The sequence below is a fragment of the Armatimonas sp. genome, from assembly GCF_043757465.1.
In the GTDB taxonomy this organism is placed as follows: Bacteria; Armatimonadota; Armatimonadia; order Armatimonadales; family Armatimonadaceae; genus Armatimonas.
On record NZ_JAYVPL010000120.1, the window covers coordinates 1 to 11,860 of the forward strand.

Annotated in this window: 12 protein-coding genes; 8 read left to right on the forward strand and 4 right to left on the reverse strand. The window is 57.4% G+C overall.

The window, feature by feature from the left end; genetic code table 11:
• Positions 1–100 precede the first annotated feature (100 nt).
• Positions 101–1,144 carry a rod shape-determining protein gene (locus ACH2ED_RS16010; RefSeq protein ID WP_395093199.1) on the reverse strand — a complete coding sequence of 348 codons (1,044 nt, stop codon included), beginning with the start codon at positions 1,142–1,144 and terminating at the stop codon, positions 101–103.
• 100 nt (positions 1,145–1,244) lie between these two features.
• On the opposite strand from ACH2ED_RS16010, the gene ACH2ED_RS16015 reads away from it, so the two are divergent.
• From ACH2ED_RS16015 to ACH2ED_RS16030, 4 genes are read left to right on the forward strand one after another with little or no spacing between them, the layout of a single operon-like run.
• Positions 1,245–1,766, forward strand: a complete 522-nt coding sequence (locus ACH2ED_RS16015; protein ID WP_395093202.1) for a hypothetical protein — start codon at positions 1,245–1,247, stop codon at positions 1,764–1,766.
• A gap of 3 nt (positions 1,767–1,769) precedes the next feature.
• A complete protein-coding gene (locus ACH2ED_RS16020; RefSeq protein ID WP_395093204.1) occupies positions 1,770–4,328 on the forward strand; it encodes a DUF1592 domain-containing protein in 2,559 nt (852 codons plus the stop codon).
• 3 nt (positions 4,329–4,331) lie between these two features.
• Positions 4,332–4,754: a DUF4058 family protein gene (locus ACH2ED_RS16025; protein WP_395093207.1), complete on the forward strand. Its 423-nt coding sequence runs from the start codon at positions 4,332–4,334 to the stop codon at positions 4,752–4,754.
• Positions 4,755–4,759: 5 nt separating this feature from the next.
• Positions 4,760–6,082: a DUF1552 domain-containing protein gene (locus ACH2ED_RS16030; RefSeq protein ID WP_395093210.1), complete on the forward strand. Its 1,323-nt coding sequence runs from the start codon at positions 4,760–4,762 to the stop codon at positions 6,080–6,082.
• 6 nt (positions 6,083–6,088) lie between these two features.
• Here ACH2ED_RS16030 and ACH2ED_RS16035 read toward each other — a convergent pair whose 3' ends face one another.
• Entirely contained in the window at positions 6,089–6,919 is an 831-nt protein-coding gene (locus ACH2ED_RS16035; protein ID WP_395093213.1) for a M28 family metallopeptidase, read from the reverse strand.
• Positions 6,920–6,961: 42 nt separating this feature from the next.
• On the opposite strand from ACH2ED_RS16035, the gene ACH2ED_RS16040 reads away from it, so the two are divergent.
• Both ACH2ED_RS16040 and ACH2ED_RS16045 read left to right on the forward strand, forming a co-directional pair.
• Complete coding sequence (locus ACH2ED_RS16040) at positions 6,962–7,462, forward strand: GNAT family N-acetyltransferase (protein ID WP_395093215.1); 501 nt, start codon at positions 6,962–6,964, stop codon at positions 7,460–7,462.
• 135 nt (positions 7,463–7,597) lie between these two features.
• Positions 7,598–8,251, forward strand: a complete 654-nt coding sequence (locus tag ACH2ED_RS16045; RefSeq protein WP_395093218.1) for a cyclase family protein — start codon at positions 7,598–7,600, stop codon at positions 8,249–8,251.
• A gap of 1 nt (position 8,252) precedes the next feature.
• On the opposite strand, the gene ACH2ED_RS16050 is transcribed toward ACH2ED_RS16045, so the two are convergent.
• A complete protein-coding gene (locus tag ACH2ED_RS16050) occupies positions 8,253–8,939 on the reverse strand; it encodes a hypothetical protein (protein WP_395093220.1) in 687 nt (228 codons plus the stop codon).
• Positions 8,940–9,113: 174 nt separating this feature from the next.
• Between ACH2ED_RS16050 and ACH2ED_RS16055 the strand changes: the two genes are divergently transcribed.
• Together ACH2ED_RS16055 and ACH2ED_RS16060 are read left to right on the forward strand one after the other, a co-directional pair.
• Complete coding sequence (locus ACH2ED_RS16055; RefSeq protein ID WP_395093222.1) at positions 9,114–10,256, forward strand: Gfo/Idh/MocA family protein; 1,143 nt, start codon at positions 9,114–9,116, stop codon at positions 10,254–10,256.
• A gap of 111 nt (positions 10,257–10,367) precedes the next feature.
• Positions 10,368–10,976 carry a pentapeptide repeat-containing protein gene (locus ACH2ED_RS16060; protein ID WP_395093224.1) on the forward strand — a complete coding sequence of 203 codons (609 nt, stop codon included), beginning with the start codon at positions 10,368–10,370 and terminating at the stop codon, positions 10,974–10,976.
• An 18-nt stretch (positions 10,977–10,994) separates the two neighbouring features.
• On the opposite strand, the gene ACH2ED_RS16065 is transcribed toward ACH2ED_RS16060, so the two are convergent.
• Positions 10,995–11,840, reverse strand: coding sequence for an FkbM family methyltransferase (locus tag ACH2ED_RS16065; RefSeq protein WP_395093227.1), 846 nt, complete (start codon positions 11,838–11,840; stop codon positions 10,995–10,997).
• Positions 11,841–11,860: the final 20 nt, after the last annotated feature.

Genomic DNA, 11,860 nt, shown 5'->3' on the forward strand with positions numbered 1-11,860 from the left:
TGCCACATAATTCCTCAATCTCTCCCGACATCTAGGTTCTCCCTCTACGAGCCACTTCTCAGAGAGCGATGTGAGGCACGATTTAGTCTAAACGTGAACTCTAGAGCGACCGACTCGATACCAGTGCATTGCGCAGCCCTGGATGGAGCTCCGCTTCCTCAAGAACCTCTCCGGCACCAAGAACCACACAGGAGAGAGGATCGGGGGCAATCTTTACTGGCATCTCCGTCTCTTTTTGAATCCGCCGATCCAGCCCACGCAAGAGCGCCCCTCCTCCGGCCAGATAGATACCAGAGTCCATAATATCGGCGGCAAGCTCGGGTGGTGTCGCCTCCAGGGCCATCTTTACCGCATCCACGATCTGGTTGACGGGCTCCGCAATCGCCTCCCGAATCTCGCCGCTGGAGATCTTCGTGGAGCGCGGCAGCCCCGTCAGAAGGTCGCGGCCTTTGATTAGCATCTCTAGCTCTTGCTCTAAAACAAAAGCGGAGCCGATCTGTAGCTTTACTTCCTCTGCCGTCCGGTCACCAATATAGAGATTGTACTGTCGCCGAATATAGGCCACGACAGCCTCATCTATTTCATCTCCGGCGACACGAATCGAGCGACTGGTGACAATGCCGGAGAGCGAGATCACGGCAACCTCTGTTGTCCCGCCCCCAATATCCACAATCATGGAACCGATCGGCTCCGCCACCGGCAAGCCCGCCCCGATTGCCGCCGCCATGGGCTCTTCAATTAAGAAGGCTTCGCCTGCACCGGCCTTTTTGGTGGCATCAATCACCGCCATGCGCTCCACTTCAGTAACGCCAGACGGAATCCCGACCACAACCTGTGGGGCATCAAACGGACGTTTCCGTGTCACTTTCTCGATAAAATAACGTAGCATCCGCTCGGTTTGGTCGAAATCAGCAATGACTCCGTCTTTTAAGGGGCGTACTGCAATAATATGTCCTGGTGTCCGCCCAAGCATCCGCTTAGCCTCGTCACCAACAGCTTCAACCACCTGACGATTGACATCGAAGGCGATCACGGAAGGCTCACGAAGCAAGATTCCCTTGCCGTGAACGTAGACGAGCGTATTGGCGGTACCAAGATCTATCCCCATCCGCCGCCGCCGTAGTGGAAACCCGAAAAAACGCATAATTTAAAGTTCGCTTGCCAGACGCTTCCCCCGGAGTCCGGTCCCTAATCAGGCGTGAAAATGGGAGCGGTGAAGGTAAGACGCTAATCAAAATTATATCATGGGATTGTCGCGAATTCGTCTTCTGCTCGGTACACTGGAAAACATGACATGGAGCGCTCTCGATGTGGTAGTAGTGGTGGCCTTTGCCGCACAGCTTGTCGGCTGGGTCTGCGTCGTGGCGGCGATATTCAAGATCAAAAACGGCCCGGTGACGCACGCCACCCGCCGCACCATGCCGCTCGCCACCGCCGCCAAAGAACTGGTCGCCGCGTGCAGTGTGATCGTCGCGCAGCTCAAAACACAGTCGCTGCAACTGCTCAGACGCTCAAAAAATATCCAGCGTCGCTGGACGGTAGGTAAGCCGCCCGCCGGTATGTGGATCGAGCCACAGCACCTGCGACAGGCAGCCGGAGTATTTACCCTGCTACGTCAGCGTAAGGCCACACCAAGCCAAGCATCTCGCCGACGTGTCTCGCTTGTACAACGCCTTGGCCTGCTCCCTCCGGTTCTGAGCAAGCTTGCTCCCCTTGGCAGAGTCGTCCGTATCGCCCTCCAGACCCTCAAACAACGGAGACGCTAGCCCATGCAACAGGACACTAATACCCGACGGAATCGCTCACTTCTAGGCGCTTCACTGGGGGCAGCTCTTGTGTTGAGTGGGCTCCTCCCTGCCGTACCCGCCCAGCAGGCACCAGGAGCTGATCCCGGCTATAAGACTATCGCACGGCCATTTCTCGATAAATACTGCATCGCATGCCATAGTGGCGACAAAGCAAAAGGGACATTTCGGGCTGACGGCGCACTCACACCGCGCTTCTCGGACCGCACGATCAAGGGGAAGTGGGCGGAGGTAGTTAACCAACTCAATAGCCACCTCATGCCCCCCAAAGAGACGCCGCAGCCAACGCCCACCGAGGTCTCGATGTTTATGGACTGGGTCTCTGTCCAGACAAAGAATGCTGAGGAAACACTACGGGATCGTGCACCCGTGATGCGGCGGCTCACACGCGAGGAGTATAAAAACTCCCTCCGGGATCTGACCGGCGTAGACTTTGACACCAGCGGCTTCCCCACGGACCCGTCGGCAGGAGGTTTTGATAATAATGCCCGTGCCCTCACGGTGTCTCCACTTCACATTGAGCTCTACGCCGTCGCCGCAAAACAAGTTTTAGATCGGGCCCTCGTTGACGATAGCCAGCCGCGTCCGGAGAAAATCGTCTGGCGCTTTGATCCGAAAGCCACGGCGATGGATGCGCGACGTGTCAAGCTGGATGCGAAAAATAACTTCGTGATTGTCAATGGCGGCAAGAACACCGAAGAGGGTGAGTGGGTTGTCGTGCACCACGAGAGCTGGGACAAGGGCGTGGATGCCCGTAATTTTGCCGTGCCGATTGAGGGCACCTACACTATCCGATTACGTGCCTCGGGGCGCATTCCAAGCCGTGAGCAAGTAACGGCAAGCGCTGAGAAATTTCTCGCCTTTCGCCGGGATGAAGACCTCCGTAAGAACCCCAACGGGGCGAAATATCACCAACAGACCTACCAGCGCGATCTGCTCCACTTTCAGACCGATCCGATGTACAACTATGGTTCGCCACGCGTGAAGCTCGTGCAGCATCTGGGGTCGCAGCCGCGCACGGTAGCGGAGTTCGATGTGGACGCCGCACCCAAGACCTACGAGTTCCCAGTGCGCTTTACCACACAGTCGGCGGGGTTGAACTTCCACTACGCCTACGACATCCCGCGAGTTCTGGAGAACGCCTGGTGCCAGAGCCACGAAAACTTCGCCCGCCCGGAGCTGTTGATTGACTGGTTCGAGCTGGAAGGCCCGGTCTACGATGCCTGGCCGCCCTCAAGCCACTCAAAAATCCTCTTCCCCTCGCCCTTGCGCCAGAGCAACGAGCGGGCCTATGCCAAGGAAGTAGTGGCCCGCTTCCTACGACAAGCCTACCGTCGCCCTATTGCCGAAACAGAGCTGACTGGCAAGCTCGCTCTCTTTGATCAGGCGCGGCAGGGCCAGAGCTTTGTCGAGGCGATCAAGGCTCCCCTGACGGCAGTGCTGGCCTCGCCCCACTTTCTCTTTTTGATGGAGCCTGTGGGTAAGCTCTCTGACCATGCATTGGCGGCGCGTCTCTCGTATTTCCTCTGGGGGACGCAGCCCGACCCAACACTTTCCCTGCTTGCGGACACCGGGAAGCTGCACGAGCCCGCCACGCTCCGCAGTCAGACCAACCGCCTGCTGGCCGATCCACGTGCCTCCGAGTTTGTGAGGCGCTTTGCCGGTCAGTGGCTCGGACTGGGGCAAGTGGGAGCAAATCCCCCCGCCACAGACCTCTATCCCGGCTACGACAGACACTTTGAGCTCTCAATCGTGCGGGAATCTGAGGCGTTCTTCGCCGAGATTCTGACGCATGATCTTGATGCTCTCAACCTGATCAAGTCCAACTTTGTGGTCATCAACGAGCGGCTAGCCCGCGCCTACGGCATTCCCGGTGTCAAGGGCGACTCGTTCCGCCGCGTTGCCGTCCCGCCCGGTGTGCATCGGGGCGGCGTGCCCACGCAAGCCTCGATTCTCACCACCACATCCAATGGCACGCGCACCTCGCCGGTGAAGCGCGGAACCTGGATCATGAAGACACTGCTCAACGCCGACCCGGGGCTTCCCGTTGCCAACGCCGGGGAGATTGCCGCGCGCGTGCCAGGGATCGAGAAAGCGACGGTTCGTAAGCGCCTGGAAATCCACCGGACGCGCCCGCAGTGCGCCCGCTGCCACAGCCACATTGATCCGCTCGGCTTTTCCTTGGAGAACTTTGATGCGTCGGGCGCGTGGCGTGAGCGCGAGGGCTTCGGCTACAAAGGCCGCGTCGAGCAGAACGATCCTCTGATTGATGCCAGCTCCAGCCTCCCCGATGGCACGAAAATTACCGGAGTAGACGGTCTCCAGGACGCGCTTCTGGCCCAGAGCGATGCCTTTCTCACCTGCCTCGCCACCAAAATCCTCACCTTCGCCCTAGGCCGCGAGCTAAGCCTAGCCGACCGACCACTCGTGCAAGGCGCGGTCGTCCATATGAAGCACAACAAGCGCACCCTGCGCGCTCTGATCGAGTACACCATCACCTCTGAGGCATTCCGGATAAAATAGCCTATGCCCAGCCCCTTCCCCGGAATGGACCCCTGGCTGGAGAACCGGATTCTCTGGCAAGATGAGTTCCTTGAGAGTGAGACAAGCCTGATCGAGATTGACCTGCTCCGCGTGGGAGCACACACGGTCGCGGTGCCTGTGGAGAGCCTGCGAGAACGGGGCGCACGCTGGGACTATCTGGTTTGCCTCCACGATGTCACCGACCGCTGGCGGTTTCAGGTATGGCCGCTCCTGATCGCCGACCGCCTGCCCGAGCTCCCCATTCCCCTTGGGACAGATCTCGCCCCTATCCTACTCAACCTGCAAGCTGTCTTTTCGGAGTGCTACGACACCGGGCGCTACCGTGCCCTCCTCCGCTACAACGAACCGCCCGAGCTGCCTCTCCCTGAGGAACAAACACAGTGGGTGCAGGAGCTGAGACTATGAACCCCATGAACCGACGATTTGTTTTGAGGGCGACGGGCGCGAGCCTGCTCTTACCGCTGCTGGATGCCATGCTGCCCCGCCGTGGAACGGCGCAGTCCGGGTTTCAACCGTGGGCAAAATCCGGTGCCAAGCATCCCCGCTTGATCTGCTGCTACATTCCCAACGGGGTGAATATCGCCCAGTGGGTACCCACAGACGCAGGCACGGGCTACACACTCTCCCCGACACTCTCGGCTCTGGCCTCTATGCGCGACGAGTTCACGGTGCTCTCGGGCCTCGGCCATCCTGGCTCCGAAGGGGGTCACTCGGGCGCGGACACGTGGCTGACGGGCGCGAATCTCAAGGGCCGCCCGGGCGCGGACTACGCTAACTCCATCTCGGTAGATCAGCTCCTGGCGGCGGCACATGCCAAAGCCACACGCTACCCCTCGCTCCAGCTCTCGGATCTCTCGGGCACGGGAAGCGCGGGGCACTCCCACACGCTCTCATTTGATCGAAATGGCACGCCGCTGCCCTCGGAGAACTCCCCACGACGTCTGTTCGAGCGCCTTTTTGTCCCGGAAAACGCCGCGGACCGCGCCGCTGCGCTGCGTCGGTATACCCAGCGTCGCTCCATTCTGGATGACATCGCCGCCGAGGCGAAGGCGCTGGACAAGAAGCTCGGCATAGACGATAAGCGCAAGCTCGATGAGTACTTCTCGTCGGTGCGTGAGACGGAGCAGCAAGTAGGGCGCTTGCAGGGCTGGATTGATGTGCCAAAGCCCAAGGTGCCGGAAACGGGGCTCGGCCTGAATATGCAGCCCGCCAACGCGCACGACAGACCCATGTGGCTGGATGTCATGCTCCAGCTCTCGTATCTGTCTTTTGTGACCGACACGACACGCGTGATTACGTTCGAGTGGTCCCGCGAGGCCGGAGGCTTTGGCGGCGGCGGCGAGAACCATCACGAGCTCTCGCACCACGACGGCAGCCCGGACAAGCTCAAAAAACTGGCCGAGATTGATACGTTTCATCTGAGCCGTCTGGAGCGTTTCGTGAAGCTCCTTGCCGCCACAGCGGAGGGCGAGAGCCGGATGCTGGATCGGACAATGATTGTCTACGGCTCCGGGATGAACTCAGGCACCGGCACCGGCGATCACTCTCCCAAGAACCTGCCCCTTCTTCTCGCAGGTGGGAAGGCACTGGGGCTCAAGCATGGGCAGCACCTGGCGTTTGACCAGGAAAGGCACCCTCCTCTCGCCAATGTCTTGCTGACGCTTCTGCAAAAATCCGGCATCGAGACCGACAAGTTCAGTGATGCCACGGGTACTCTGGCCGGGCTGACTTAGTGTATTCTATTTCGCGTAGTCCAGTAGGAAAGCAAGGGTCAAGCGTGCCATATCGGCGACATAGGCAAAGTCCACTTTATCGGGCGTGTCGGTGGACTTATGGTAGTGGGGATACCGGTACTCGCCCTCATAAAGACCCGTGACAACGTAGCCAAGCTGTTCAAAGGGCACGTAGTCCGATGCCTCCACGGGGTCTATTTTTGTCGGAACCTTGACCACCGTCTTTGCCAGAGTCGCCAGCCGCGCGACGAGCTTTGCGGAGGCGGCGTTGTTGGCAGGCACTCCCCCTTCGTCGCGGTCAAGAAAAAGGTTTTTGGCCTTATCCGGGTAGCCCACTTCGTCCAAATTGAAGACCAGCGTGAGCTTCTCGCCGCGCTTCTGACACGCCGCCGCATAGGCCGTCGAGCCCCAGAGGTCTTGCTCTTCGCCGGAGAAGAGGGCAAAGCGCAGCGGAACCCGCAGCGGGATATCCTTCAGGAGTCGCGCCATTTCGAAAAGAACAGCCACTCCCGTGGCGTTGTCGTTCGCGCCCGGCGCACGTGCTTCGGGTGCACCAAGATCCTCCTGGCGGCTGTCGAAATGCGCACACAGCAGGATCGCCCCCCCAGAGCCGCCAGGCTTCTGCGCTAATATATTTTGTAGTTGCTTGCCACTATGTTCGTAGGTATGACGTGTGGGCCGGTAGCCGATGGCTTGAAACCGTGTCTCCAGATGCGCCACGATTGCAAGATGATGCTTTGAGAGCGTGTGCCGAGTCGGCCAGCGCGTCGCTAGCTCTTTAACATCCCGCTCCAAATTAGATCGGGAAATTTTTGTTAGGAGTGCATATTTATCCACAAACAATTGTATCGGATGGACGCATTATGGTAAAACGATCTCGTGAGTTTTGTAATTCGTTTCGCAAAAACAGAGGATCTAGAGTCTATCCGGGCTATATATAATAATGCTGTAAAGACTAGTACTGCCACACTCGAAACCGACGAGCGCGATATTACCGCACAACGACACTGGCTCGCGCAGCACAATGGAGACCCCTACCCTTGTTTTGTCGCCGAGGACCGCGATGGGATAATCGCCGGTTGGGCCTCTCTCTCGCCTTATAATGCCAAACCGGGCTACCGGGGCGCGGCGGAGAACTCGGTGTATGTGGACACGCGGGCGCAGGGCCAGGGAATCGGGGAGGCACTTCTGCAAGCGCTGCTCGATGATGCCCCCCAGCGCCACATCCGAACCATTGTCGCCCTCATCTCCACCGATAATCTTCCCTCGGTCAGTCTGCATGAGAAGCTGGGCTTTCGCCTGATCGGAACCCTGGAGCGTGTCGGTGAGAAGTTTGGACGTGATGTGGATGTCAGTATTTTCCAGTGGCACCTCAGATAGAACCTGATGTTCCCACAGATGCGACCCGTCAGTCTGGCAAAGATAATTCCCATGGTTTTGACAAGTTGGAACGTGTAGATCACCAAGAATGTGGAGAGGAGGGCACACACGCCACGCTGTCGAACTGTCTTTTTCATGAACAACTTAGACATTCGTGATATTTCGTATCCGCTTCGAGAGGGCTTTCCGGTCTGGCCGGGGCATGAGCCGGTGAAACTGAGCATCGTCAAGAGCCATGAGGCAGGCGACGGTGTGCAGGTGACGGACATGGCGATTGGGTGCCACACTGGGACGCATTTAGATGCGCCACGGCACTTTGTGGCAGGCGGTGGACTGGTAGACAAGCTGGATCTCCAGACGCTCATTGGGCCCTGCCACGTGGTGCACTACGACGGCAACGGGCCGCTGGATAAAACCTGGTTCGAGGCGCAGAACCTTCCCAGCCCGATCACACGCCTGCTGCTGCACTGCACGATCCACGACGGCAAGCTGGAGGAGTCGCGCTTTTTCTCCAACTACGTCGGGATCACCGAGGACGCGGCGCAGTTCTTAGTGGAGCGCGGGCTAAAGCTCATCGGCATTGACTATCTCTCGATTGGGCCGTTTTATGGAGGAAACCCCGAGACCCACCGGGCGCTGCTAGGCCCGGCAGTGATTATTGTGGAGGGGCTAGACCTGCGCGGCGTCGCGGCGGGAGCCTACACGCTGGTCTGCCTGCCGCTGAGCTTGCCTACCGATGGCGCTCCCTGCCGTGCTGTGCTCCTGCCCGAAGGCGCCCTGGTCGGCTAGGTCACGCAGCGGGCCGTGAGTAGAGCTTGCGGGGGTTGTTGGGGCGCGGCTCTGTGGCAGTCGCGCTCTTTTCTACCACAATTGCACTCTTCTGCTCAACAATCTCCTCAATGGCTTGCAGACTCTCTCCCAGGGGCCGTAGCTCCATCATCGGCAGACGAACCTCCGTGGCAGGCAGCGGCACCTGAACTGCCTCGTCGGTGAGTGAGAGGCACTGAATGAGCTGATCCAACCCCTCAATTCTCTCGTTGCCCTGAAGCGTGATGCGCTGGTGGTGTTCCGTGAGCTTTTCGCGTTTCCCCCAGAGCGCATCCACGGCCTCCGTAATCTTGACTTGCTGCAGATCGAAGTTCACATTCTGGTTCTGAAGGACACTGGCAATGCGCGCTTTTTCCTGAAGCACTTCGGCAAGAAGCTGCTGAAGTGTCTGGCTCTTATTCTCCTGTGTCGCCGCCAGTGCCGACCGTAGTGCCGGAAATCGCTGGGCATCGTCGGTATCTTTGGGAAAAGCGTGAAGCATCGAGTAGGCGGCCTCAACGCTCACGCTGGCCCCCATAGGGTTGGCGGATGCGGGGACAGGAGCGGGTGGCAAGGGAGGTGCAATCGGCGCTTTATCGAGGGGCTCCAGCGCCCCCGTGGCATGTCCCTTTCCAACAAAATCCCGTATCCGCTCAGTCAGTCTTTTCATAGTGCCTCCCTCTTCTCATTGGCGTTCTAGCGATATAAATTTAGGCAAGAACTGTGCCTGAGTCTCGCTTTTCGACGGGTTCCCGTAGCTCTGCGGGGAAGGAATACGCTTGCTCGTTGGCGAAACGAGATCGGGCGGGGCCAGGTGTGCTCTGCCACAGGAGAGAAATAGCAAATGAGCAAACGTGTTGGAATCGGCGTCGTCGGGTGTGGCAGTATTGGCATTCGGGGCGCTCTGGACCATCTGGTTCTGGAAGATGTGCAAGATCAGGTGCACCTCGCCGCCTGCTGCGACCCCGCGCCGGGCCGCGCACAAGCCGCAGCGGATAAGTACGGTGTCGCAAAAGCCTACGAGACCGAGGACGAGCTCTTCGCCGATCCAAACGTGGATCTCGTGATTATCTGCTCCCCGATTGGTCTGCACTACCAGCAAGGCATCAAGGCGATTGCGGCGGGCAAGCACATCCACTTCAACAAGACCATGACGGTCACCAGCGGCGAGGCACTGGATCTGATCGCGCGGGCACAGGCCAAAGGCGTGCACTTAGTGGCGTCGCCTGGGCAGATGCTACGCCCCACGAACCATAAGATACGCGAGATTATCCAGAGCGGTGGGCTGGGCAAGCTTTCTTGGGCCGTGGCGGGCGCTGCATTCGGCTCCTACCACGAGACGGAGGGTGTCCGCACCGGGGACACACCGCTGAGCAACATCAACCCGAGCTGGTACTGGCGCAAGCCCGGTGGCGGCCCTCTGTATGACATGACGGTCTATGCGCTGCACTCGCTGACTGGCGTTCTGGGACCCGCCCAGCGCGTCACGGCGATGTCGGGAATTGGGATCAAGACCCGGCACTTCAAGGGCGAGGCGTATGAGTGCGATGCCGACGACAACACGGTGATCCTGGCGGACTTTGGCGACAATGTGTTCGCATTTATCCACGGCACGTTTGCGGGAATGGTCAGTGAGTTCGGACAGCCCAGCTACTTTGGCGAAAAAGGCTCGATTGTGGGCACCAAGCTCAACGGTGAGCCGATTGACTACCCGGGCAAGTCCGACGGCCTCTCGCCGCTGCAAGTCACACCCCACGTCGCGGGCAAGTACGCCGCCCACGGCAAGCTCGGCGAGCACCATGTGTATGAAGACACGATGCAGCTCGTGCGCTGGGTGCGAGACGGCAAGCCCAGTATCGTCACGGCAGACCACGCGGCGCACGTCATCGAGATCATCGAAGCGGGCTACGCGGCAGCAGAGACCGGGATCACCCAGGCTCTCAAGACCACCTTCACGCTTCCTGAGGACCTCACGGCGGCCTCATAAACGAGGCCATACCGCTTCGCTGCTGGCGTCCCGCCACAAAGTCGCTCCGCGACAGCGTGTAATGTGGGAGGAGGTTGGTGGCGAAGTGGGAGGAGAGAAATAGGCAAGTTCATGGATGGTCCTGATGAAGAGCCGGAGCGTGTAGATACAAACTTCAGCCATAGCAATTTTGCCGAGGTGTTCTATCGCAACTGGCGTTTTATTCGATGTCGGTTTATTGGAGCAAACTTTCAGGAATCCGATGTGGCGGGCTGTCTTTTTGAGGAGTGCGACTTCTCAGGTGCCCAGCTCAATGCCGCAAAATTTACCCAATGTAACTTCACTAACTGCCGCTTCGTGGGGGCGAATCTGTTTATCGCAGAGCTTTCTCAGTGCCGTCTGCTTGGTGCGGATTTCACGCAAGCCGATCTGGGGGGAGCGACTTTTCGTGAGTGTGATTTAAGCTTTGCTAATTTCCGGCACCAAGTATTGAAGAAATTTGACTTTCACGATCAGAAGCTCGAGGGCGCGGACTTTCACGCAGTCGATCTCACCGAGGCCAACTTGGGTGGAGCCGATCTCAGTGGGGCGAATCTCACGGGGGCGATATTGAAACAGACGAACCTCGTCGGCGCCACTCTTGATCGCATTGACTTTCGCAATGTCTCGCTTGACAAGACCAAGCTCGACATGAGCCAGGCTATCTACGTCGCCCGTTGCTACGGTGCCACGGTAAGTTAACCACCTAAGCATGCATTTTCATGCGGCGATTTCTAGAGATTGCTTGACATCCGAAGATTGCTTGACATCCGAAGATTGCTTGACATCCGACGTCCGCAAGAGGAAAATATTTTCACCATTAATGAACTGGTCAAAATTATATTGTGAAACCGCACGATAAAATGCCATACTACAACCAGATTGTAGTTGATCATGAAGCTCAATGACCAACACTCGGACATTACCTAACCAAGACTCCGTTCCCGATAAAAAAAGTTCTTTCTCAGCCGATTCAATATCAATTTTAAGAATATCAATCTGATCTTTTTTCGCAATAGATAATATATCAAGAATGGTTACAGTTTCTATTAAATCTTTTTCGGCAGATGGAAATAAAATAATGTCATTTGAATCAATTAGTGCAACTTGAATTGCCCATTTTTCCGATTTCGTGTCTTTAATAACGAGTTGTGTTTTTTCACTCCATACTGCTGCATTTATGGGGACAATATTCTTACAATGTTTCGTATTTTTTTTCAAAATCTCAAAATTTGAATTCTCAGGCTCAACGCAATATATGTGAGCACCAGGGTACATATGATCAAAGAACAACGCAGAATAACCAACATTTGCCCCCAGATCAATGATAAACTCCGCTCCGACTTGATCGTGTTTATACTCTTCTCTAATAAAGACTTTCTCAAATGTTTCAACATCCGATGTCGCCCCACGGACCAGGATAGGACGAGAATATCCGGGGAGCACGATACTAAAGGTACCGCGCCCAGTTAAAAGCTGACGGGCAATTCGTAGCCCCACAAACACGCCAAAACGATGCAGACTTCGAGCCGTCAGGGAGAAAATGAATTTTTGTGAATATTTCATTGATAACCTCTCTCTGAGAG